This window comes from Raineya orbicola, assembly GCF_002843425.1.
Classification (GTDB): domain Bacteria; phylum Bacteroidota; class Bacteroidia; order Cytophagales; family Thermonemataceae; genus Raineya; species Raineya orbicola.
This window is the reverse complement of the sequence record NZ_NKXO01000044.1, coordinates 1-22799: the sequence shown is the minus strand read 5'-3', so window position 1 is coordinate 22799 and position 22799 is coordinate 1. Positions and strand designations below refer to the sequence as shown.

At 37.4% G+C, this 22799-nt stretch carries 20 protein-coding genes; 9 read left to right on the top strand and 11 right to left on the bottom strand.

Annotated elements, in window-relative coordinates; genetic code table 11:
* The first annotated feature begins 526 nt into the window (after window positions 1-526).
* Window positions 527-2353 carry a T9SS type A sorting domain-containing protein gene (locus Rain11_RS11855; RefSeq protein ID WP_101359584.1) on the top strand — a complete coding sequence of 609 codons (1827 nt, stop codon included), beginning with the start codon at window positions 527-529 and terminating at the stop codon, window positions 2351-2353.
* 88 nt (window positions 2354-2441) lie between these two features.
* On the opposite strand, the gene Rain11_RS11850 is transcribed toward Rain11_RS11855, so the two are convergent.
* The 5 genes from Rain11_RS11850 to murI are packed head-to-tail and all read right to left on the bottom strand — an operon-like array spanning window position 2442 to window position 6009.
* Complete coding sequence (locus Rain11_RS11850) at window positions 2442-2864, bottom strand: PaaI family thioesterase (RefSeq protein ID WP_101359583.1); 423 nt, start codon at window positions 2862-2864, stop codon at window positions 2442-2444.
* 18 nt (window positions 2865-2882) lie between these two features.
* Window positions 2883-3800, bottom strand: coding sequence for a type IX secretion system protein PorD (gene porD / locus Rain11_RS11845; protein ID WP_165778134.1), 918 nt, complete (start codon window positions 3798-3800; stop codon window positions 2883-2885).
* Window positions 3801-3838: 38 nt separating this feature from the next.
* Entirely contained in the window at window positions 3839-4858 is a 1020-nt protein-coding gene (hemE, locus tag Rain11_RS11840; RefSeq protein WP_101359581.1) for a uroporphyrinogen decarboxylase, read from the bottom strand.
* A gap of 60 nt (window positions 4859-4918) precedes the next feature.
* Complete coding sequence (locus tag Rain11_RS11835; protein WP_101359580.1) at window positions 4919-5146, bottom strand: type II toxin-antitoxin system HicB family antitoxin; 228 nt, start codon at window positions 5144-5146, stop codon at window positions 4919-4921.
* 47 nt (window positions 5147-5193) lie between these two features.
* Window positions 5194-6009, bottom strand: coding sequence for a glutamate racemase (gene murI, locus Rain11_RS11830; protein ID WP_101359579.1), 816 nt, complete (start codon window positions 6007-6009; stop codon window positions 5194-5196).
* Between the two features lie 33 nt (window positions 6010-6042).
* On the opposite strand from murI, the gene Rain11_RS11825 reads away from it, so the two are divergent.
* Entirely contained in the window at window positions 6043-6756 is a 714-nt protein-coding gene (locus Rain11_RS11825) for an outer membrane beta-barrel protein (protein WP_101359578.1), read from the top strand.
* 22 nt (window positions 6757-6778) lie between these two features.
* On the opposite strand, the gene Rain11_RS11820 is transcribed toward Rain11_RS11825, so the two are convergent.
* Genes Rain11_RS11820 through Rain11_RS11810 form a run of 3 tightly spaced genes read right to left on the bottom strand, consistent with a single transcriptional unit; the run spans window position 6779 to window position 11239 of the window.
* A complete protein-coding gene (locus tag Rain11_RS11820; RefSeq protein WP_101359577.1) occupies window positions 6779-8671 on the bottom strand; it encodes a CocE/NonD family hydrolase in 1893 nt (630 codons plus the stop codon).
* Between the two features lie 53 nt (window positions 8672-8724).
* The gene (locus Rain11_RS11815; RefSeq protein WP_101359576.1) at window positions 8725-10578 is read right to left on the bottom strand and encodes a sensor histidine kinase; all 1854 of its coding nucleotides are present in this window, start codon (window positions 10576-10578) and stop codon (window positions 8725-8727) included.
* Entirely contained in the window at window positions 10559-11239 is a 681-nt protein-coding gene (locus Rain11_RS11810) for a response regulator transcription factor (protein ID WP_165778133.1), read from the bottom strand. Before Rain11_RS11810 ends, Rain11_RS11815 begins: the two co-directional genes overlap by 20 nt.
* A gap of 342 nt (window positions 11240-11581) precedes the next feature.
* Here Rain11_RS11810 and sppA point away from each other — a divergent pair, with 342 nt between their 5' ends.
* The 4 genes from sppA to Rain11_RS11790 all read left to right on the top strand — a co-directional run bounded on the left by sppA (window position 11582) and on the right by Rain11_RS11790 (window position 16369).
* On the top strand, window positions 11582-13330 hold the full coding sequence (gene sppA, locus Rain11_RS11805) for a signal peptide peptidase SppA (RefSeq protein WP_101359574.1): 1749 nt from the start codon (window positions 11582-11584) through the stop codon (window positions 13328-13330).
* Between the two features lie 97 nt (window positions 13331-13427).
* The gene (locus Rain11_RS11800; protein ID WP_101359586.1) at window positions 13428-15071 is read left to right on the top strand and encodes a pyruvate dehydrogenase complex dihydrolipoamide acetyltransferase; all 1644 of its coding nucleotides are present in this window, start codon (window positions 13428-13430) and stop codon (window positions 15069-15071) included.
* A gap of 33 nt (window positions 15072-15104) precedes the next feature.
* Window positions 15105-15647 (top strand): NADH-quinone oxidoreductase subunit NuoE family protein, encoded by a 543-nt coding sequence (locus Rain11_RS11795; protein WP_101359573.1) that lies wholly within the window; start codon window positions 15105-15107, stop codon window positions 15645-15647.
* A 14-nt stretch (window positions 15648-15661) separates the two neighbouring features.
* Complete coding sequence (locus tag Rain11_RS11790) at window positions 15662-16369, top strand: hypothetical protein (protein WP_101359572.1); 708 nt, start codon at window positions 15662-15664, stop codon at window positions 16367-16369.
* Window positions 16370-16414: 45 nt separating this feature from the next.
* Here the strand turns inward: Rain11_RS11790 and Rain11_RS11785 are convergent, their stop codons facing one another.
* Window positions 16415-17332, bottom strand: coding sequence for a leucine-rich repeat domain-containing protein (locus tag Rain11_RS11785; RefSeq protein WP_101359571.1), 918 nt, complete (start codon window positions 17330-17332; stop codon window positions 16415-16417).
* Window positions 17333-17538: 206 nt separating this feature from the next.
* On the opposite strand from Rain11_RS11785, the gene Rain11_RS11780 reads away from it, so the two are divergent.
* Together Rain11_RS11780 and Rain11_RS11775 are read left to right on the top strand one after the other, a co-directional pair.
* Window positions 17539-18285 (top strand): hypothetical protein, encoded by a 747-nt coding sequence (locus Rain11_RS11780; RefSeq protein ID WP_101359570.1) that lies wholly within the window; start codon window positions 17539-17541, stop codon window positions 18283-18285.
* Window positions 18286-18377: 92 nt separating this feature from the next.
* The gene (locus Rain11_RS11775; protein ID WP_101359569.1) at window positions 18378-18785 is read left to right on the top strand and encodes a hypothetical protein; all 408 of its coding nucleotides are present in this window, start codon (window positions 18378-18380) and stop codon (window positions 18783-18785) included.
* A gap of 14 nt (window positions 18786-18799) precedes the next feature.
* Here Rain11_RS11775 and asnB read toward each other — a convergent pair whose 3' ends face one another.
* A complete protein-coding gene (asnB, locus tag Rain11_RS11770) occupies window positions 18800-20701 on the bottom strand; it encodes an asparagine synthase (glutamine-hydrolyzing) (protein WP_101359585.1) in 1902 nt (633 codons plus the stop codon).
* 122 nt (window positions 20702-20823) lie between these two features.
* Between asnB and Rain11_RS11765 the strand changes: the two genes are divergently transcribed.
* Entirely contained in the window at window positions 20824-21696 is an 873-nt protein-coding gene (locus tag Rain11_RS11765; RefSeq protein WP_101359568.1) for a fructosamine kinase family protein, read from the top strand.
* 3 nt (window positions 21697-21699) lie between these two features.
* Here the strand turns inward: Rain11_RS11765 and Rain11_RS11760 are convergent, their stop codons facing one another.
* Window positions 21700-22632 carry a PAS domain S-box protein gene (locus Rain11_RS11760; protein ID WP_101359567.1) on the bottom strand — a complete coding sequence of 311 codons (933 nt, stop codon included), beginning with the start codon at window positions 22630-22632 and terminating at the stop codon, window positions 21700-21702.
* Window positions 22633-22799 lie beyond the last annotated feature (167 nt).

Here is a 22799-nt window from a genome sequence, read left to right as displayed (position 1 = left end):
GCTATAAGTATTTTTTTTATACCTCACAAAAAAACAATAAGGATTTTCTTAATGATGAAATCTTTCTTAATTTTGTTAAATTAAACGCCGTCAATATCCACTAATTCATAACTTGGCGGTCATATTGAAAGTTAATATAAGTTTTTAATATATGCAAATATTTATTTATGTTTTTTGGCAATATTTCTGTAAAATACTTATTTCTCAGTTTTTTAATTTTAATACTTTATTCAATTATAGAAAAACTTTGGTTAGGTGTTGAGCAACAAATTACCTAATTTTGCTTTTACACCGATGTCTTGTTTGTTGAAGGTGTGAAAACTGAACTTTAAGTTTGTATATTTTAGTTTAATTTTGTAACACGTATTACAAGTTTGCTTGCATACTATTTTTATGCTATTTTTGCATTATTTCATTATTTTTTGATTTTTTTGAGAAAAAAATAAAATTTTTTTTGGAAAATTGAAAAAATACTTGCAATTTTGGGGTATAAATTACACAAAAAAACAATTCAAACCAAACAAATATGTTTGTACTTCGCACAATCTTCGTTTGCTTATTAATTTCAACTTTGGCATTTGCCCAAAAAGAAATTCAGTTGCCTGCTCCCTCTGAAATGCTTGTGGTACAAGGAGGCTCAACAGGCGGTAGTAATGATGTGGGTACTATTTATTATGGTGTAGTACCTGCTAATGCTGGCACAAAACCTGTGCTTGTATTTATTCACGGCTATAATAGCAGTGCCAGCACTTGGTGGCAAGATAACGATATGTACAGCAAAGCCTTTGCTGATGGTTATCGTACGGCTTTCGTTTCTGTTCACCCCGACCAAAATATGTGGACAAACGGGCAACTTTTTGCTAATATGCTCAACACTATTCGTACTCGCTATGGAGTAAATAGAGTGGTAGTAATTGCTCATAGCAAAGGTGGGGTAGATAGTGATGCGGCTCTTGTTCATTATGGAGCTTGGAACAGAGTAGAAAGAGTAATTACTTTGGGTTCACCGCATTGGGGAACACCTCTTGCCGATTTGGCTTCTAGTGGTTGGACTTCTTGGCTTGGAGCTATTTTTGGACAAAATAACAATGCAACTAAATCTTTGCAAACAGGTAATATGGCAAGTTTCAGAAGCCAAACTGATAATCACCCCAATCGCCCTAATACAAATTTTAGAACTTTTGGAAGTTGGAATTACTATGGTTCTTTGTGGGTTTCGGGAGTGTATTTGAGCTGGAATGGGGGAGGTAGCTCTCAGTGTGGCAACGATGGCGTTGTGAATTACAATAGCACTCGCCGTCCTAACTCTGCGGTTATTTTTGGTTGTAATGATTCTCGCGGTAATGTACATCATTTTGATATTGCCAAAGGTACGCCTATGTGGAATCATATCAAGCCTCAACTGCCCAGTTCTTTGACAAGAGAGGTAAATAACAACGAAATGGCTACCGAAAAATACAATCCTTTTGCAGTAGTACAGAGCAGTGGTGAGTTTTTGAGTGCAGACCAAGGCAAAAGAAGTGTAACTATTCACAATGCGAGCAAGGTAAGAATTCGTGTGTATCAGGAAAATGGTTTTGCTGTTAGAATTGCTACCAAAGGAAATGTAGAGGCTAACATAGATAACGTGTATAGCTCTAATGAAAGAAACGTAAAAATTTACGATTTTGAGCAGTATAGCCCTTCGGCTACTTATGAGTTAAATTCTGATAAACCTTATTTTGCTGTTGTAGAAACTGATAGAAACATTACAGCTACACTTCGCACCGATTTGAACAATGAAAAATTCACTTATGAAGAAGGCGAGGATATGAACTTCTTTGTAAGTCTTGAAGGTGCTGAAATAGAGAGCGTTTCTGGTACTTTGATGAGAACACTTAATGCTGATGGCTCTGATGATGATAGCCAAATCAGCAGTGCTTTGAAATTTACCAAGAAAAATGGACAATTCGTTGCTCAACAAAGAGGTACTTTGCCTGCGGGTGTGTATAGTGTGGCTATTCAGGTGAAAGGTAAAGATGTTACTCGTTCTATTGTTACCAGTATTGCAATTGTGCCTTCTGAAAAAGGTGTGCAAGTAGAAACTAATTTAGACGGATTGGTGGTTTATCCTAACCCTGTGGTAAGCGATAAAGCTCAAATTCATTTTGAAATTCAGAAAAAAGGCGTACATTTCCTTAATATTTACGATTTTACAGGTAAAAAAGTGTATAGCGAAAACCTTTCTCACCTTGATGTAGGCAAACACGAAATCACTTGGCAAGCTGATGCGTCATTACCCAATGGCATTTACATTTATGAGCTTATCAGTAACGACAAGAAAACTGCAAAAAGGTTAGTTTTGAAAAGATAGATAGCTTTTGAAAAGTTTCAATAAATAAGCCCTTGAATGAACAAGGGCTTAATTTTTTGGAAAAGAAAGCAAGTCTTAAAAAGGAGAGTTATCCTTTTCTTTCCAACACTGCCATAGTCAGGCGGCTGATGCAGGTGGTTTTTCCTTCTTCGTTGTGCAAACGAATTTCCCATACTTGGGTAGTTTTGCCTAAATGTAAAGCAGTGGCTTTTCCGAACACCCATTCACCTTTTTTTACACTGCGAATATGATTGGCATTGATTTCCAGCCCTACGCAGTAATACTTTTCTCTATCTACCGAAAAATTCGCTGCCACACTGCCTAATGTTTCAGCAAGCACTACCGATGCTCCTCCGTGTAAAATACCCATCGGTTGAATAGTTTTTTCGGTTGCAGGCATTTTGGCACAAAGGTAATTTTCGCCTACGTCGGTAAATTCTATTCCCAAATACTCCGACATTGTGTTTTTTTGGCGTTCATTGATAGCTTTTAAGATTTCTTCTTTGCTCATAGCTTAAAGAATTTAGGTTCATTGCAATAATCTTGCGTAAAAGTTTGCTCGGGCAGGGTCTAAACGGCTCAAAAGTGTGTAGGCTTCTTGTTTTTCTTCGCGTGAGCCATCTTTGAATATGTTGTAAAACTCCTGAAATTTAGCATCAAAAATAACATTGATAAACAATGAATTCGGACGAACTTGGGCAACTTTATTCATTTCTTGCAAAAGTTCCATAGTAGCTTTACGGGCTTCGCCACGTTTTTCTTGGTAAATGTCTAACCCTTTGCGATGATATTTGTAGAGGGCTTCGCGTATGCCTTGCATTTGTTGGCTTTGCAAATTTTCCACAAGCCAAAAGCGGTCGCGAATATCGCCTTGTCCCCAGCCTTCGGCACCTGCACCTTGGGCAGTATTGGCAACAATAAAGGCTTTTTCTACATAATCTTTACCGCCGTTTTTTGAAAAACTATCGTAATCCATTGCCAAAATGATGTAGGCGTAGTAACCTAAAAGTGAGCTTAAATTACTGAAATATACGTTTTCATTAAAGTTCAAATCCAGCGGTTGTGAGGCAAGAAAGTTGAAATTAAAATTCCTATCTACATAGCTGAAAAGGATAGTTTCGTAGGCGGTATTATACACAGGGCGTAAAGCCTGAATTTGTGCATTTGCCTTAAAAATTCCACTTGCAAAATCAGCTTGCACCAAATTGATTTGCAATCTGCCTTTGATTTTCTCATTAGGCTCAAAGGCATCGTTTGTCCATTTGCGGTTATTGAAAAAATCAGTGATATTTTTCTGTAAAGTTTGGACTATTTCTTTGTTATTTACGCCTACCTGCGAAGTAGCTACCTGCCTATCGTTGATAATTACTTCAAACTGCAATTCTTGGGCTGAAATGGATTGCAAGCAGGCGAAAAAAAGAAAAACCAGTATTTTGAGTTTGTTCATTTTTGATGTTTTTTCTTGCAAAATCACAATTTCCGTGCCTAAAATACGAAATTTTTGATGGTATCTACAAAACATTTTACTTTTTCTCGTTCAATATCAGGGTACAAGCCGTGCCCAAGGTTGGCAATGTAACGATTTTTACCAAAAGTCAAAAGCATTTCTTTGGTAGCTTTTTCAATTTCGCTAAAACTACCATACAAAGCACAAGGGTCTAAATTTCCTTGTAAGGTTTTATTAGGAATAACTTTTCGGCTTTCTTCAATGGGCATATTCCAGTCCAGACCTACTACGCTACAAGGTAAATTATTCATTTCAGCACGAGCAAAAAATGCCCCTTTGGCAAATACCGTAACAGGTACTTCGGTAATTGCCTCACAAATTTTACGAATATAAGCAAGAGAAAACTCATTATACTGACTTGGTGAAAGAATACCTGCCCAAGAGTCAAAAATTTGTACCAAATCGGCACCAGCACGGATTTGAGCTTTCAAATACGCAATAGTGCTTTGGGTAATCATTTCTAAAAGTCTGTGAGAGAGAGTGGGAGCGGTGTAGAGCATTTTTTTTGCTTTGGAAAAGGTTTTAGAACCTGCACCTTCGGTCATATAGCAAAAAATAGTGAAAGGAGCACCTGCAAAGCCGATCAGTGGAACTCTATCGTTTAAACCTTGTTTGGTAAGACGAATAGCTTCTAAAACGTATTGAAGGTCGTTTTCGGGGTCAGCGATTCGTAGATTTTGCAAATCTGCTTCGCTTTGAATGGTTTTTGGAAAAAAAGGACCTTTTTTTTCTTGCATTTCGTAGGGCAATCCCATTGCTTCGGGGATAACCAAAATATCAGAAAAAATAATAGCGGCATCTACGCCAAAAATATCTACGGGTTGAATGGTAACTTCGGCGGCGGCTTGCGGATTTTTAACAAACTCCACAAAATTTTTGAATTTATCTCTGACAGCTCGGTATTCTGTAAGAACCCTGCCTGCCTGACGCATTAGCCACACAGGTACACGAGAAACTGCTTCGCCACGAGCGGCTTGGAGTAATAAATGTTTTGTCATAGCTGATAGGAGAGAAGGTTATTAGGTTACTCTATTTCTTTTCTTTCAATGCCTGCTTGTTTAAGAATACTGAAAAAAGTTCCTTGAATATTCAAGAGTATTGCTATCGTCAGGGATTGGCTCGCCTCTATCTTTAAGTTCCTCAATATAAACTTCAATAGCTTCTTTTGCCATTTCAATGGCTTCATCTATGGTTTCGCCGTAAGTTATACAACCAGATAAAGCAGGAACAAAAACGGTGTAACCTCCTTCGGGTTCTTTTTGTAAGATTATTCTGTAAGTGTACATAAATTTTGACTTTTTACAAAGCTACCAAATTTTTCCCAAAAAGCCAATTACTCCCACAAAGGATAATGCTCTAAACGGACATTTTCGCCAAAAAACAAAAAAGTTGCATTTTCAAAAGATTGTGTATAATCTGAAACAAAAAAACTGCTTTTACCTGTTTTTTGTTGCGGATTAGCGATATTTTTAAGTTCTAAAAGTCCTCGCAGACTGCGAGCCACCACTTCGGAAGAGTCTAAAATAGCTACTTTACCTTGATAAAAGGCTTCTATTTCAGGGCGTATGAGTGGATAATGCGTGCAACCTAAAATAAGAGCTTCAATATCTGAAAGTTCGGAGCGAGAAAGGTAATCGGTAATGGTTTGTTGCAAAATAGGACTGCGTAAGTAGCCTTCCTCAATCATAGGTACGAGCAAAGGAGTAGCAAGCGATTTGAGCGTAATTCCTAACTGCAAATCATTGATTTTTTTGGCATATACGTTGGAATGAACCGTTTGCTTTGTGCCTATCAGACCTACTATTTTGCCTGCATATTTTTCGGCAACAAGGCTTACCATTGGGTCAATGACGTTTAGCACAGATGCTTTACTGCCTACATATTCTTTGAGCAGTTTATATGCCGCCGCCGAAGCCGAATTACAAGCAATGAGTATCACTTTACACTCTTGCGAAAGCAAAAAATTAGCTATCTTGATAGAGTAAGATTGAATCGCTTCCGTAGATTTATCGCCGTATGGCAAGTGGGCAGTATCGCCGAAATAAATAATATCTTCGTGGGGTAAAAGATTTCTGACAGCCCGCATTACGGTTAAGCCCCCAATGCCACTATCAAAAATCCCGATGGGTTTTTGTTGTGCTGATTGCATTTTCTTAACTTTGGCACAAAACTATAAGATTTTATGCTTCAAAAATATTTTTACGTAGTATTTTTTGTTCTGTTTTTTGTAAAGATAGCCTTTCCCCAAGATACCATTCAATATTTTGATAAAGGTAAAAAAATCTATGAAATTTACTTTGGCGAAAAAGATAGCGTAGATATGCGAAGCATTTTGCCACGAGTAAGTGTGGGTTTGCACTTTCCGCAAGGCAATTTTTACCCTTTGGAAACTTTTAATAGTCGTTTTTGGAGCGTGGGCTTGGTGTATTCTCATCAAATTCGCAAAATACAAGGTAATATAGCTTTCGGATTTGAATTTACTTGGAATAATTTAGCTTTCGCAGAGGACAAAACCCTCGTACGCACTCGCGATAGCGTGGTTTATTTGCCAATTGATGGCACAAATATCAGGCAAACCAAACTAACCATAGCTCATTTGAGCTTGCCCCTGATGTTTTACAAAAATTTCAAGCCTTTTTGGCGAGTGGGTGTGGGGGGCTATGCCGATATTCGTTTGAGCAGTTTTACTAAATTGCGTTATGATGACCTTGCAGGTGAAAAAGTGAAAATCAAAAGTTTCTCGGATTATCATTTGCGTCCTTTGCGTGTAGGGGTGCAGGCGGAAGTGTTTTTCAAAATTTATCGCCTTTTTGCCCGCTACGACCTGACAACACTTTTTTCGCCTCAAAAAGCTCCCGATACCCAGCTTTTTGTGATAGGTATCGGGCTTTTTTAGCATTCTTGAGGTCAGCAAAAGGTTATTTTCTTAAAACTTCAATTTCTAATCCGCTTGGGTGAGAAGCATTATGGAAAACCTTGATAAAAGATTTGGTAAGTTCTGCTTTGGTGGCTTTGTAGGGATTTTCCATAAATTTTTGTGGATTGAGTGCAAATAACGGAAACCAAGAGCTTTGCACTTGTATCATTATTCGGTGTCCTTTTTTGAAAGTATGAAAGCAATCTTGCAAGCGAAATTTTATAGGTGTTACTTGATTGATTGGCAAGGGTTCAGGTTTTTCAAAACTATTGCGGAAGCGAGCAGGCATAATTTCACCTCTTACTAATTGGTGGTAATTGCCTAAAAACACCCCTTGGGGCGTGGTGCTATGGTTGGGTTCATCAGGAGGATAAACATCTATGAGCTTTACGACAAAATCAGCATCATTGCTGGTAGTTTCAACAAACAAATTAGCGGTCAGTTCGCCGCAGATAGTAATATCTTCGCTTAAAGGTTCGGTTTGAAAAGTTAGGACATCAGGACGGCGAGCGGCAAAGCGTTGGTCTTCGCTCATATAATTGCGAGGGGTAAAACCGAGCATTTGCCTGAAATTTTCGGAATGAGGTACGGGTTTGAGCGGGTCAGAAAGGTATTCAGAAAAGCTGTCTTTTACTTGGGGAACATTGAAAGAAAGTCTGCCATCGGGTTGAAAGTACAAAGTTTTCTTTTCAGCAGTAGGCACAGGGTATTTCTCAAACTTCTGCCACTCTTTTTTGCCTGTATCAAACAAATAGGCTTCGGGCAAACCTGTGTTGCCATCGGCTTTTTCTTTGAGAAAATGTCTGAAAAAAGGAGTTTCAATTTCTCTTTGGTAGAAGGTAGAAATGCTATCACCGAAATAAATGTGATTGTGCATATGCTGTCCTCTTTCTCTTGCCCAGTCTCCGTGTCCGAAAGGTCCCATTACAAGGGTATTGTAATTTTTGGAGTTTTTCTCAATGGTTTTGTAAATATTGAGCGGTCCGTAGAGGTCTTCGGCATCAAACCAACCTCCTACGGTCATTACGGCGTGTTTAATATTTTTTAGATGTGGCAAAAGATTCCGTTTTTGCCAAAACTCATCATAATTGGGGTGACTCATATTTTCTTGCCAAAAGAAATTATCTTTGTAATATTTTTCGGCATTGGGTAAAGTAAGGAGTTCATCATAAAAAAACTGAAACCCATCGGGAGTTTTAGGTCTTATGGATTGGTGTTGATACCAAGCGGTGGTTGTATTTTCTTTTTTTTGTACGCCAAAAACGGGATAGGCGAAGAAATAACCGAGTGTCAAAGCTCCGTTGTGGTGAAAGTCATCAAACCAAAAATCGGCTATGGGAGCTTGCGGAGAGGAGGCTTTCAAGGCGGGGTGTGCAGAAAGCGTACCTGCGGCAGTGTAAAAGCCTGGGTACGAAATCCCCCATTGTCCTACTCTGCCATTGTTGTGAGGGATATTTTTGATAAGCCACTCAATGGTATCATAAGTATCGGAGGCTTCATCTACATCAGTTTTTTTCTTTTTTTCAGAAATATGGGGTGTCATATTCGTCCAAGTACCTTCGCTCATATACCTACCTCGCACATCTTGATACACAAAAATATATTTTTCTTTCATCAGAAAACGATTGGGACCTAAACGATTAGGGAACTTATCTGTACCATAAGGAGCAACACTATAACAAGTTCTTTGCATCAGGATAGGATACTTGTTTTCTTTGGAAGCATCTTTGGGGACATAGACAGCAGTAAAGAGTTTTACGCCATCTCGCATAGGAATTTGATACTCGTACTTGTTGTAGTTTTGCCTAATGAATAGAGAGTCTTCGTTGATTTTATTTTGGGCAAAGGCAACATTTAGCGAAAATAATGCAATTAGTAAGTAAAATTTCCTCATATTTACAAGATTTTTTTGAGGAAAAACGTAATCAGGTTAAACTTATTGCAAAATTATTCGGGCATTTTCCAAGTGAGTAAAACAACCGTTCCTTTATTTTTTTCCGATTCTATACTTAATTCTGCTCCTAAAAGGTCTGCACGCGAACGCATACTGCTCATTCCCAAACCATTTTTAACTTCATTGACATCAAATCCTTTGCCGTTATCTTCAATTTGCAGTATGAGCGTACCTTCGTCTTCATAAATTTGTACAAAGATTTCAGTTGCTTGGGCGTATTTAATGGCATTATTGATAGCTTCTTGGGCTATACGGAAAATGAGCATCTCTGCGTTTTCATTCAATCTTTTTTCAAAACCAATAGCACTAAATATCACAGGTGGGTTTTGAATATTCTGACAAAAACTGCTCAAAGCAGAAACCAGACCAAATTTTTTAAGCGTAGGAGGCATCAGATTATGTGAAATGCGGCGAACATCTTGCGAGGCTTCCAAAACAAGTTCATTAGCCTGCATTAAAAACTCTTTGGCATAAGCTTGAGTGGCTCTTTCTATGTTCTGACGAATAACTGAAAGCGTAACCCCCAACCCATCGTGTAAATCTTTGGCAATACGTTCCCTTTCAACTTCTTGAGCTTTTAGCTCTTTCAGACGCATTTCTTTTTCTTTCTCGCTTTTCACAATTTGCAATTCTCGCTCTTTTTGGAGCTTATTGCGAGCTTCTATAAAAAGCCCAATGCTTAGTGCCGTAATAGCTGTAAGACCCACGATAAGAGTAACAAGTAAAAAATTTTGAGCTTTTTTCTTTTCATTTTCAGCTTGAATAGCTTTTTGTTCTTTTTCAAGGGTTTTGTATTCAACATTGGCAATATCAAGGGCATAAGAACTTCGCTGCTGATAAATAATTTTATCAATTTCACGTAGTTTTTCTACGTAACGTGTAGCTTGCTGAAAGTCGCCTTTTTCTTTGCTTAAAGCAAGTGCCTGCTGATAGTGATTACGTTTGGATTTGATAGAAACCCGACTGCTATCTTCGGTAATGATTTTTCGGCTTTGGGCTAAATACTTTTCGGCTTCGCTGAAATTCTTTTGTTTGGTATAAAAACCACTCATACCCAAAACCGACTGATTGAGCATATCCAAATCTTGGGCTTGCTTGCTTAGTTCAATGGCTTCTTGTAGGTACTTAGGAGGCAAAGTGTAATTTTTTAGCATTTGGTGGCATTCGGCAAGATGATTGCGGGCAATTGCCATAGCTCGGTAGGCTTGTAATTTTTTTGCCTCTTCATAAGATTTTTCGTGTAAAGGAATGGCTTTTTCATACTCGCCTAAATTTTCGTGAGCTTCTGCATAATTGGCATAAATGCGGTACATATCTCCCTTCACATAATCGGATTTTTTGCTTTCAGGGAGGTTTTCAAATACTTGTAGGGCTTTTTCGTAATATTGTAGAGCTTCTCGGTTTCTACCTGTTTCTATGTAAAAAAGTCCTACAATGTTCAGTCGGGTAACTAACATTGAGTCTAAACCTGCCTGTTGGGCGATTTCTAATGATTTTTTTGCCCAGGCGATACCATTTTCAAAATCACCTGTAAAATAAGTGATAGAAGCCATTAGCCCCCATATACGGCACTCGGCGGCGTCGTCTTTTTCTTTTTTAGCAATTTCAATACCTTCGGTAGCATAATAAAACGAGGAATCTATCTTGAACAAATCTAAATAGCAATCCGTAAGAAGCATATAATACCGAGCCAATGGCTTTTTTTGAGCTTTTGCATTTTGCAAAGCTATTTTGAGGCTATCTACTTTCTTTTGATAATATTCGGTGGTTTTCTTTTGGGCATAAAGAAAAAAATAAGAGAAAAATAAAAGGGAAGTCAGGCTTACTTTACACAAAATTATTTTCATAAGCAAGTTTTACAAGTTCAGCAGTATTGCGTACGTTTAATTTTTTGAGCAATCCTTTTCGATAGCCATCTACGGTGTTTTTGCTCAAATGAATCATATCGGCTATTTCTTCGTTGGTATGTCCTTTGATGATAAGACGCAGGATTTCAGCTTCTCGGCTGGATATTTTGAACTTTTGAACAAAGTTATCGTATTTGTTGCTATCTTCGTAATGCTCTTTCAGAGCTTTTTGTACTTGTGCAGAAAAATGTTCATTTCCTTCAAATACATCAAGAATGGCTTGTTTAAGTTCTTCGGAAGTAGCAGTTTTACTCAAATATCCTCTGATACCTAATTTTTTAAGATTTGTAATGAGTTCATAATCCAGATAAGTGGAAATGATAATCACTTTCAGGTCAGAGAAGTAGTTTTTTATGACTCGCATTACTTCTACGCCGTCCATTTTGGGCATATTCACATCTAAAAGTAATACATCAGGTTTTTGGAGCTGGAGAAGATGCAAGAGCTTTTGCCCATTATTTGCTTCACCAATAATTTCTATGTTGTTTTCTTGGTTTAGTATAAGTTTTACGCCATCAATAAACATTTGGTGGTCGTCGGCAATAATAATTTTTACGGGCATAACGAAGTAGAAAAGTTTATTTGATGATGCTTTGAACATAAAAATAATTGATTTTTCATATACAAAGCAAGAAAAAATAAAAAAAATTAAAAATCCCCTTTTAGGGGGGTAGAGCAATTGAAGTTGTTTTATTAGTTTTGAAACAGAAATCATTGGGTAGAAAATAATTGTTTGTTAAACAGAAATTGAACACAAGCATTTAGCTCTCAAACTTTATTTTCTTTTGTTCAAAAAATTAACGTAGAAGAATAGTTTTGCCAAAAGCGAGGTAGGGTTTCTCTATCTCTCTTTTTTTATGCCTACGCAAAACAAAAAAATCTTTCAAACGTTTTGAAAAAAGATAAAAATTCAAAATTTTGCAATTTCAAAAATAAAAGGTTTATGAAACAATTTTTTAAGTTTGTTTTTGCCACCATTGTTGGGTTGGTACTTTTTAATATTATAGCTATTTTTATCTTGTTGGGCTTTATTTCGGCATTTGGGGGGGAAGAAAAAGTAAAGGTAGAAGAAAATAGCGTCTTGTATCTAAATCTTTCTGCACCAATTGCTGAAAGGGGACAGGAAAACCCTTTTGATGATTTAGGTGTTCCTTTGGATAATTCCAGCTCTAAAATAGGTCTTTTAGAAATAGTGCAAAGCATTAAAAATGCTAAAAATGATAAAAAAATCAAAGGAATTTACATCAATACGCAAGGGGTGCAGGCTCGCTATGCTTCTTTGAAAGAAATTCGCGATGCTCTTGTGGAGTTCAAAAAATCTAACAAGTTCATTTACGCCTACGCAGAAACGTATAGCGAAGGGGCATATTATTTGGCATCGGTAGCAGATAAAATCTACTTGAACCCTGCGGGTATTTTAGAATTTAATGGTATTTACACTGAAATTCCGTTTATTAAAGGGGTTTTGGAAAAATTGGAGGTCAAGCCTGAAGTATTCAGGGTAGGGGAGTTCAAAAGTGCTGTGGAGCCTTTTATTTTAGATAAAATGAGCGAAGCTAACCGCCTGCAAACCAAAGAATATTTGGAAGCTATTTATGATGTTTTTTTGGAAGATATTTCAGTTTCTCGCAAAATAGAAAAAACACAACTACGCCGCATTGCGGACTCTATGCTTGTGCGGAAAGCCGAAGATGCTCAAAACCTGGGTTTGGTTACGAATGTGGCTTATGAAGATGAAATTTTGGAACTTTTACGCAAAGAACTCAAAGTAGATAAAAAAGATAACATTAAGTTTGTTTCGCCGAGCAAGTATTTCAAAACCATTGAAAGTAAGTATTCTAAAAACAAAATTGCTGTGCTTTTTGCACAAGGGGAAATCAATAGCGGCGAAAGTGGAGATGATAATATTGGCTCGGCAACGATTGTAAAAGAATTGCGAAAACTGCGTAAAGATGAAAAAGTAAAAGCGATTGTTTTGCGTATCAATTCACCAGGGGGCAGTGCTTTGGCATCTGATGTAATGTGGCGAGAAATTATGCTTACAAAAAAAGAAAAACCTGTGATAGCTTCAATGTCTGATGTAGCCGCTTCGGGGGGCTATTATATGGCTATGGCTTGTGATACAATTGTGGCACAAAAAAATACCATTACAGGCTCTATTGGTGTATTTGGTTTGCTTTTCAATGCCGAAAATCTGCTCAAAAACAAAATAGGCGTAACTACCGACCGTGTTTCTACTTCGCCTCTTGCCGATATTGGTAATCCTGTTCGTTCGCTTTCTCTGCAAGAACGAAAAATTATTCAAGAAAGTGTAGAAAGAATTTACGAAACTTTTACTGCCAAAGCCGCCCAAGGTAGAAAAATGAATCTTGATGACCTCAAAAAAGTCGCTTCGGGTAGGGTATGGGCTGGCTCACAAGCCAAAGAAAAAGGCTTGGTTGATGTTTTTGGCAGTTTAGATGATGCCATTGCTATTGCAGCAAGGAAAGCCAAAGTAGAAAGCGATTATCAGGTAAAATACTACCCCATACAGCAAGATTTTTGGCAAAAGCTCACCAAAAAAAGCAAAGAAGAAGCCTTCTTGAAAGAAAAATTAGGAAATGAGCTTTATGAAAATTGGAAATTATTAGAAAAAATCCGAAATTGGCAAGGTGTGCAGGCTCGTTTGCCTTTTGAGGTAATTGTGAAATAGTTTTTGTAAGCGAAAAATTTTTGTTTCAAGCAAAACATTCTTTATATTGCTTGCCAAAAGCAAATTTACTAAAACGCAAAAACAAATTTTTTACGTTATGGCACAAGTTGTTTTAATGCCCAAGATGAGCGACACAATGACCGAAGGCGTTGTGGCGGTATGGCATAAAAAGGTTGGAGATACAATCAAATCGGGGGATATTATTGCAGAAGTTGAAACAGACAAAGCCACAATGGATTTAGAGGCTTACGAAAGTGGAACTATCTTGTACATTGGTGCAGAAGTGGGTAAGCCTGTGCCTGTTGATGGTATTTTGTACATCGTAGGAAAACCAGGCGAGGATTATCAGCACCTTTTGCAGGGTTCTGCTAAACCTGTTGAAACTCCTGCTACGTCAGTAGAAAAAACAGAAAGTAGTGCTAATAAAATCTCTTCCCCAACGGCTGTTTCGGTTGATGTTTCTAATATCCGTGCCAAAGTGGAGCGAATGCCCAAGATGAGCGATACAATGACCGAAGGCGTCGTTGTGAAATGGCATAAAAAAGTTGGAGATTATGTGAAATCAGGAGATTTACTTGCCGAAATTGAAACGGATAAGGCAGTTATGGAGTTGGAGTCGTATGAAAAGGGAACCATTTTGTATCTGGGTGTGCAAGAGGGGGGCAAAATTGCCGTTGATGAAATTCTTTACATCATTGGCGAACCCGATGCCGATTGGAAAACCCTTCTGCAAGCGGCACAAGGGGGAACTTCACTGCCTTCGGCTCAAAATATTACCACTACTCCTACAAGTACTGCCCCAAACGCTAATTCTGAAGCCTTTAGCCAAAATACTGATAGCAACGGCAGAATAAAAGCTTCGCCACTGGCTCGTAAAATGGCAAGAGAGTTAGGTTATGATTTAGCTCAAATCAAAGGTACAGGTGATGGAGGTAGAATTACCAAAGCAGATGTAGAAAATTACAAACCTTTTCTGCAACCTCAACAGCCGACACAAGTCGTTACGCAAAGCACTACGCAGGAAGTTAAAAGCGTTAGCACTACAAGTGGCGGTGGCTTTGAAAATTACGAAGAAATCAATGTTACGCAAATGCGTAAGACCATTGCTCGCCGTCTTTCAGAAAGTAAGTTTTCTGCTCCTGAATTTTATCTGACGGTGGAAATCAAGATGGATAATGTGATGCAAATGCGTAGCCGCCTGAATGAACTTTCGCCTGTGAAAATTTCCTTTAATGATATAGTTATTAAGGCTACGGCAATGGCTCTCAAACAGCATCCCAAAGTAAATTCCTCTTGGTTGGGAGATAAAATCCGCGTGAATTATCACGTAAATATTGGTGTGGCAATGGCAGTAGAAGATGGCTTGCTTGTGCCTGTGGTGCGTAATGCTGATATGAAGTCGCTTTCGCAGATTGCTTCGGAAGTGAAAGAATTTAGCCAAAAAGCCAAAGATAAAAAATTGCAACCCAAAGATTGGGAAGGTAGTACTTTCACTATCAGCAATTTAGGAATGTACAATATTGATGAATTTACGGCGATTATCAATCCGCCTGATGCTTGTATTTTGGCAGTTGGAGGTATCAAAGAAACCGTGATTGTAGAAAAAGGCGAAATGAAAATTGCCAATATTATGAAAGTTACGCTCACGTGCGACCACCGTGTAGTAGATGGAGCAACAGGAGCAGAGTTTCTGAAAACGCTTAAAGCCAATTTAGAAGAGCCTATGCGAATGCTGGTGTAAAACAACTCAATACTTAATACTCAATACTCAACTATGGGACATCCTACATTCAATACCGATAGAAGTTATCATCAAAATCCTCGTTTTTCTGAGGAACGAATGAAGCAAATTCAAGAGATTATCAAACGCTACCCCGAAGGCAGGCAAAAATCGGCTATATTGCCTATTTTGCACATTGCCCAAACCGAATTTGGCTGGATTAGTGTAAATGTAATGGATTACGTTGCTGAAATTCTGCAAATTCAGCCGATAGAGGTGTATGAAGTGGCTACTTTTTACACGATGTTTCATTTGCAACCTGTGGGCAAATATGTTTTGGAAGTTTGCCGTACGGGTCCTTGTATGATTTGCGGAGCCGAAGAGATTTTTGAACATCTGCAAAAACGCTTGGGCATAGGTTTGAATGAAACTACTGCTGATGGTAGATTTACTATTAAGGCGGTTGAGTGCCTTGCCGCTTGTGGTGGAGCTCCTTGCTTACAGGTAAAGCTCAAATCCGAAGATGGTATTTACAAATATTATGAAAATCTTACTCCTGCAAAAGTTGATGAACTCATAGAAAAGGAGTGGATATGATTAGATGCTAGAAAATGAATGCTCTAATTTCAAAACCTGCAACTCGCTTAATAGCTTTTCAAAAGGCTGTATGGGTGCAGGTTTTGGCTTTTTTGAATATTTTGCTCACAAAAGGCTTTTTGATAGAAATAGGTGTGGGTCAGAAATTTGCCTCTTTTACCACAGATATACTTTTCTTACTTATCACTACACTTTATATTGTTTTTATTTACTATCTTTTTTCGTTTTTTACAAGCAATCGCTTGCTACTAAATTTAATTATTACCTGCTTTACAATAGCATTTATAGTGGCAAGTATCAGTGAAAATCCTTTCTTTGATTTGGAATTGAGCGGTAAAAAGTACTACATTCTTGCTGTTCATATTTGCTATTCCACAGGAACAACAATTATTATTTATTTTGCTACATTAGAAATTTTTAGAGAGGGAATGTCTGTTATAGAAAGATTGTGGGGTTCGGCTTGTATTTATTTTATGATAGCTTGGGCATTTGGAGGAATTTATGATATAATCTGCATCTTTAATCCCACTGCTATGGGCTTTCATCATCAACTTAATTTGAGTAGCTATATGGAGTCCATTGCGTATAGCGTGAGTGTGCTTGGAAACTTTAACCCGCTTTATGAAAACACAAGTATTTTAATAAACCGAATTGCTGTTATAGAGGCTGTATGGGCTCATCTGTTTGTAGTTTTGGTAGTTGGCAGATTGCTGGCAAAGTAACGGAGGTAAAACTTTTTCGCCAAGCCTATTTTAGTAAATCAATCATCAAAAATCCTCTTGCACTACTTTGCATTTAGGGTGTGTCTTTTTGAACTCATCGATTTCCTCTTGGGGTATTTGCGTATTATAGCAGTATAAATTACGCAAAGCTCGCAGGGGCATAATGGGCTCAAGACTCTTGACTTTGGTATGGCTAATACCTAAACTTTCTAAACGATACATAGCACGTAAAGGCTCAATGCTTTCTACTGCTGTATGTTGAATGTAGAGCTCTTCTAAATATCTAAATTTTTTCAGAGGCTCAATAGATTTGATGCGAGTTTTTTGTAGATTGAGGTACTGCATTTTTTCAAGCCCTGCAATAGGAGAGAGGTCTTCTACCAGACACTCGGCGGCAAAAATTTTCTCCATACGACGTAAGTTTTGTAAAGGCGTAAGGTCTTTGACTTTGGTTTTACCGAAAGCAAGTGTATGCAGTCCGAAAAGATGAGAAAGAGGCTCTAATGAATTCACAGAAGTATCGTGAAAATAGATTTCTTCTAATCTACGCATATAACGCAAAGGCTCTAAACTGCGTACTGGGGTTTTCATCAAATCCAGATGTGTAAGGTTTTCAAATTGCTTCACAAGCTCTAAATCTGAAACTTCTGTTTCGGCAATTACAAGAGTTTCTAAATGGGGTAGAGCTTCCAAAGGTTCAAGGCTATCAATGCGATAGTCTTTGCAGACAAAGAACTTAAGTTCTGAGATTTCTTTGAGTTGTTCCAAAGTAGGCTCATCATCAATATCCATACGGATAGCCTCTTTGAAAGCTATTTGCCAAGCCTTTTCTAAATTTTTCCACCATTTATTCAGATACCATTGCGAATAGAACTCTTCCCAAATATCCGAATGTTTGATAATATCTATTTGTGCCGCAATTTTTCTGCCTCTTGAATCTATAATAAAGCTAATTCCTTCCATAATATTTTAGTGTTCTTTTATTTTTCACCTTAAAGTAGCTAAAAAAACTTCAATACTGCAATAAAATTTTGAAAAAAATCTAAAACTTACTCGTGTATTTTTAGGTAAAAAGAGTTTCTATTTGTATAAAGTTTTGGTTTTTAAGTTTTTGAAAAGTTTTGAAAAAATAAGAAAAATCTCTAATTTTACTTGGCAATAAATGTTCTATGAAAAGGTTTTTGATATTTTGCTTTACGTTCATAAATTTTGTTTATGCTCAGGATAGCTTGCAAGTAGCACCCATAGATACCTTTCAGAAGTATCGCCTTACGCAACTCTGGGAAATAGGGGTGAGTGGTAATGCCTATAAAGGTGATTTGGCTCAGAGATACGAGTCATTTAGTTCTGCTTTGCATTTAGGAGTAAAATTTGCCAAAAAAAAGCGTTGGAATGCCCACTTAAACATTGGTATAGGTTCGGTACGTGGGCAAAATTATGCGTATGAATTTGATGAAAACAGCCGCCCTAATCTATTTTTCCGTGCAAATATTTTTACTTTTCAAATAGATTTGCAGTATAATTTCATTCGCAAAAAACGCTGGATAGCCTATTTTTCGCAAGGTTTAGGATTGATGCGTTATATGCCTAAAAATGAAAATGGAGAGAGGTTACAAAATTTGCTTACTACACGTGCTGTGGGGGAGATTTATGGAAATATTACGGCTATCTTACCTACGAGTATTGGAGGAGTTTTCTTACTAAAAAATGGCTATGGAGTAGGTTTGCAGTTATCTTGGCTTCGTCCTACTACCGACTATTTGGATAATATTTCTGCTTGGGGCAAAACGCAAGGGGCAGATAAAATTTTTCTCATCAAGGGACATATTAGCGTGCCTACTTGGAAATTGCGAAGGTTTTTTTCTAAAGAAAAGCCCCAGCAAGAGCTAAAAAGTTCTTATTTCAGAAAATACTAATAACTTATCAAAAAATAAAAAAAACTTACATTTTATTAAAAAAAACACAACAATTTCTTGACTTTGTAGTTATTGTATAAAATTATGTTTTTATGTTGGAGCAAGTGAGACACTATGAAAATGAAGGTTATAAGGTAGAATTAGAAGAGGATTGTACCAAAATTATTTGGAAAGAGAAAGTTTTACCTGAACAAATTCGCAATGGCTTGAATGAGGTTTTGAGCTTTATGCGTTTGCAAAAAACAGGAAACTTGCTGGTAGATGTTTCTTGCTGTCAGACCTCTTGGGTAAGTTCTAACGATTGGATTGTATGCCATTGGTTGCCTGTGGCTATTCAGTTGGGCTTACGCAAAGTTGCTTTTCTTATCAGTACCAATATTGTTCAAAAAGTATCTTTGGATAATTTGTGCCTCAAACTTTCCAAGCAAATTCAATTCTACAAGCGTTTTTTGGGTATATTCAACGAAAGTAAAGAGGCTTGTGAATGGCTGAAGAAGTAGCTCAATTTTATTTCCTAACAAAACCTTTTCCACCAATGCTGAAATACCAAAAGTCCCCAAATGCGGGCGTGGCTATCTTGTGGATTTTTAGAGAAAAGCTTATTTTTTAATTTTTTTACTTCCTCTATATCAAAAATTCCTTGTTCTTCTACAAACCTATCCTGTAAAAGCTCGTTTTCAATCAGAGAACGCAAATCGGTGCGAAGCCAATCCAGCAAAGGCACTTCAAAGCCGTGTTTGGGGCGTTTGTAAATTTCAGCAGGTAGAATTTCCCTGAAAGTATCTTGTAGTAGCTTTTTACGAATATCCTTACCTACTTTTGAGCTTACAGGCAAAGAAAAAACAAAATTCACCAGTTCGTGGTCTAAAAAGGGTTCTCGTACTTCTAAACCATTTGCCATTGACATCAAATCCACTTTCACGAGCATATCGTTGGGTAACACAAGTTGCATATCGGTGTAAAAAACCTCATTCAGACCTTCCATATCTTTTTTTTGCAGGTGCTGTAAAATTTGTCCTTTATCTTTTTGATATTCTGTTTGTGCTTGTGAGCGTAAATGGGGGTGCAGAAGTTGTTCTACTTCATTATTTTTACAAAAACCTGCCCAAAGCCAATAGCGTTCTTGGGGTGAAAGATTTGCTCCTTCGGCAAAACGAGCCAGTTGCCTGAATTTGTTGCTCCAAAAGTTATTTCTTGATTGAGGCAAGTTTTTCCAAAGAGGTAAAAGTATTTTTACCCAATGAGCCAAAATGCCTCCCTTGCGAATTTGGTATTCAGCGAAATGTTTGTTGTATCCGCCCCACATTTCATCTGCTCCATCACCCGAAATGGCTACTTTTACGAATTTCTTTACAAATTTGCTCAAAATAAACACGGGCAAAGCCGAAGAATCGGCAAAAGGCTCATCAAGATAATTGAGCATACTTTCCAAGTTATCCAGTAAATCTTTGTTGGAAAGTTTGAAAGTAGTGTGTTTGGTTTGAAAATGTTTGGCGACTATTTCGGCGTAATGCGTTTCGTCAAAAAATTTGTTATCGTAGTAGCCAATAGAAAAAGTTTGCAGATTTTCAACTTCTTGCGAAGCAAGTGCCACGGCTACCGAAGAATCTATGCCTCCGCTCAAAAATGCACCCACAGGTACATCAGCTACAAGGCGTTTGCGAATTGAAGCTACTAATAGCTCTTTCAGGCGATTTTGTTGCTCCTCGTATGAAAGTTGCGAAGGGTGTTCGGCGTAATGCTTGGGTATTTGATAATAACATTCCGTCTGAATTTGTCCATTTAGGATTTTTGCGTAATGAGCAGGCAGAAGTTTGTAGATATTTTCAAAAATAGTATGTGGGGCGGGAATGTAATTCAGATGTAAATAATGTCTTAAAGCAATCAGGTTGATTTTTTTTTCTATGCCATACTGAATGATAGATTTCATTTCAGAGGCGAAAAGAAAGCGGTCTTCATCAAGGTAGTAGAGCAAAGGTTTTACGCCGTAGCGGTCGCGTGCGAGGAAAAGCGAATTTTCTTCTTTATCGTAAATGGCAAAAGCAAAAAAGCCGTGCAGAAGTTCCAAAGCGTAAGTTCCCCAAGTGATGTAGGCATATAAAAGTACTTCGGTATCGCTATGGGTGCGAAAAGAAACTCCTTTTTCAGCAAGTTGCTGACGAAGTTTTTGATAATTGTAAATTTCACCATTGAAAACGATAGTATATCTACCTGTGTGGTCTGAAATGGGTTGATTGCCAGCTTCGGAAGTATCAATGACAGAAAGCCTACGATGCCCTAACCCTGCCCAAAACGAAATAAATGTATCGCCCCAATCAGGACCTCTTTGTGTAAGAGCATCGGTAGCATTTTGCAAGTTAATCATTGAAAAACGCCCAATTTCATTGAAAGCCAAAACTCCTGTAATACCACACATTGTACGAAAATGTTTAGAAATTTGCCGAGCAATATAGGTTTTTTGCTTCAATTTTATAAAAAATCAAAACTTTTTTGCTGATTTAAAGATTTTAGCCATAAGTACTTAACATTTGTAAAAATATGTTTGGCTTTGAACCGAATGATTTTTTAGAGGCAGTTTTTTTAGAAAGTTTTGGCAAAAGTCCTGAAATTGAGCATTTTCAGGCGGTTTCGGGTGGTTGTATCAATAATGCGGCAAAAGTAGCCACTAGTTCAGGAACTTTCTTTATCAAATGGAATGAAAACGCTCCCGAAGATACTTTTGAAATAGAAATCAAAGGTTTGCAAAAATTGAATTCAATGGGTATGCCTACGCCTGCGGTAGTGGCTTCGGGTAGGCAAAAAGGCAAAAATTATTTGCTTTTGGAGTATTTAGAGGGCTATCCGAATAAAACTTTTTGGCAAGATTTAGGAAAAAATTTGGCTCATCTGCACCAAAATACCAATGATTTTTTTGGTTTAGAGTATGATAACTACATAGGAGCTTTGCGACAAACCAATACACCTACGGCAAATGGTATAAATTTTTTCATAGAAAAAAGACTTAAAATACAAGCGGGATTGGCTTTTTACAATGGATTTGTGGAAAAATCTTTTTTGGAAAAGTTGGAAAGGCTTTATGAAAAATTGCCAAATTTACTCCCTGACGAAAAACCTGCTCTTTTGCACGGCGATTTGTGGAGCGGAAACATTATTACACATAACAAAGGTTACGCCGTACTCATAGACCCTGCCGTATATTATGGCTTACGAGAGGCTGAAATTGCTTTTACGAGGCTTTTTGGAAACTTTGAAAACAAATTTTATGAAGCATATGAAGATGTTTTTCCTTTGGAAAAGGGATTTGCAGATAGAGTAGTTATTTACAATTTGTACCCTTTGTTAGTGCATCTGAATTTGTTTGGAAAGTCATATTTGCCTGCTATTGAGAGAGTTGTTGAAAAATTTACGTGAGAATCAGTAAGTCTTGTAAACGATTTCGTGAATAATCTTATCCAACTCTTCCGCAGATTCTTTTAATCTTTCTATAATTTCTTGATTATCAGTTGATATTCCGTCCGTGTTCAGAATATTTATCAGCCCTAAAATAGAGGATAAAGGTCGCCTGATATAATGCGATTGCAAGCGGGCAATTTCAGCGAGTTTTTCGTATTGAATTTTGATTTCGTGAATATTAGTGTAATTAAGTGCAATTGCCCATACTTCGTTATTTTCATTGAACACAGGAAACACGCGTAAATGCACCCACACTTGCTCACCATTAGGAAAGGAAAGCAGGCGTTCTGTTTCAGCCATTTGTCCTTGCAAGGCACTGATGAAGTTTTGTTTGAGGGCTTCACTTGTATTAGGCAGGCTGTATTCTGCAAGCATATTTTGTCCTACTTTTATTTCTTTGCCGTAGTGCCTAGCTATATTTTCGGCGGCGGCTTTGTTGAAACACAAAATGTTACCTTGCCTGTCTAATAGAAAATTGCTATCCGAAGTACTATCCAGAATAGCTTTTAGAAAAAACTCGGATTGCTTGATTTTATCGCTTTGCAATTTCCGTTCGGTAATATCTTTCATCAAAATCACTATTCCCAGTTCAAAGGGATAGAGAGTATATTCAAGCCATTTTTGAGATTTTGTACAGAAATACTCTCCATTTTGAGTTTGAGAGCTTTCTAAACATAGCTTGAAGGCTTCATAAAGATTATCTGAAAGGAATTGAGAAATACTATGAATATTTGTTAAATTAGTCTCTTTTGCAAAGAAATTCTTGAAAGTCTGATTATACTTCAAGATATTTCCTTCTTGGCTTATCACACAAAAAGCATCTTGTAGGTTGTCTAAAACCTGATTGATAAGTCTTGAATATTGAGTAGCACTCCAAAGTAAGTTTTCATTCATAATTGAATGTATTTTGCTGTAATGTCAAACTACAAGGTAATGAAGTTGTTTAGGATTAAAAAGGTTTTCCAAATTTATGCTTTAGAATCAAAAATAATCTTTTTGTACTTGATAAAACCACCCCTTAATCCCCTCCTTGGAAAGGAGGGGAGATTAGATATTCCTGA

Excerpts from the sequence above, each read along its gene's own strand:
- hemE (WP_101359581.1), bottom strand. The coding sequence starts at position 4,858 with ATGACAAAACATTTATTACTCCAAGCCGCTCGTGGCGAAGCAGTTTCT.
- Rain11_RS11790 (WP_101359572.1), top strand. The coding sequence starts at position 15,662 with ATGAATGCTCTAATTTCAAAACCTGCAACTCGCTTAATAGCTTTTCAA.
- sppA (WP_101359574.1), top strand. The coding sequence starts at position 11,582 with ATGAAACAATTTTTTAAGTTTGTTTTTGCCACCATTGTTGGGTTGGTA.
- Rain11_RS11775 (WP_101359569.1), top strand. The coding sequence starts at position 18,378 with ATGTTGGAGCAAGTGAGACACTATGAAAATGAAGGTTATAAGGTAGAA.
- Rain11_RS11795 (WP_101359573.1), top strand. The coding sequence starts at position 15,105 with ATGGGACATCCTACATTCAATACCGATAGAAGTTATCATCAAAATCCT.
- Rain11_RS11825 (WP_101359578.1), top strand. The coding sequence starts at position 6,043 with ATGCTTCAAAAATATTTTTACGTAGTATTTTTTGTTCTGTTTTTTGTA.
- Rain11_RS11785 (WP_101359571.1), bottom strand. The coding sequence starts at position 17,332 with ATGGAAGGAATTAGCTTTATTATAGATTCAAGAGGCAGAAAAATTGCG.
- asnB (WP_101359585.1), bottom strand. The coding sequence starts at position 20,701 with ATGTGTGGTATTACAGGAGTTTTGGCTTTCAATGAAATTGGGCGTTTT.
- Rain11_RS11815 (WP_101359576.1), bottom strand. The coding sequence starts at position 10,578 with ATGAAAATAATTTTGTGTAAAGTAAGCCTGACTTCCCTTTTATTTTTC.
- Rain11_RS11760 (WP_101359567.1), bottom strand. The coding sequence starts at position 22,632 with ATGAATGAAAACTTACTTTGGAGTGCTACTCAATATTCAAGACTTATC.
- Rain11_RS11820 (WP_101359577.1), bottom strand. The coding sequence starts at position 8,671 with ATGAGGAAATTTTACTTACTAATTGCATTATTTTCGCTAAATGTTGCC.
- Rain11_RS11800 (WP_101359586.1), top strand. The coding sequence starts at position 13,428 with ATGGCACAAGTTGTTTTAATGCCCAAGATGAGCGACACAATGACCGAA.
- Rain11_RS11810 (WP_165778133.1), bottom strand. The coding sequence starts at position 11,239 with ATGTTCAAAGCATCATCAAATAAACTTTTCTACTTCGTTATGCCCGTA.
- murI (WP_101359579.1), bottom strand. The coding sequence starts at position 6,009 with ATGCAATCAGCACAACAAAAACCCATCGGGATTTTTGATAGTGGCATT.
- Rain11_RS11780 (WP_101359570.1), top strand. The coding sequence starts at position 17,539 with ATGAAAAGGTTTTTGATATTTTGCTTTACGTTCATAAATTTTGTTTAT.
- Rain11_RS11850 (WP_101359583.1), bottom strand. The coding sequence starts at position 2,864 with ATGAGCAAAGAAGAAATCTTAAAAGCTATCAATGAACGCCAAAAAAAC.
- Rain11_RS11855 (WP_101359584.1), top strand. The coding sequence starts at position 527 with ATGTTTGTACTTCGCACAATCTTCGTTTGCTTATTAATTTCAACTTTG.
- Rain11_RS11765 (WP_101359568.1), top strand. The coding sequence starts at position 20,824 with ATGTTTGGCTTTGAACCGAATGATTTTTTAGAGGCAGTTTTTTTAGAA.
- Rain11_RS11835 (WP_101359580.1), bottom strand. The coding sequence starts at position 5,146 with ATGTACACTTACAGAATAATCTTACAAAAAGAACCCGAAGGAGGTTAC.
- porD (WP_165778134.1), bottom strand. The coding sequence starts at position 3,800 with ATGAACAAACTCAAAATACTGGTTTTTCTTTTTTTCGCCTGCTTGCAA.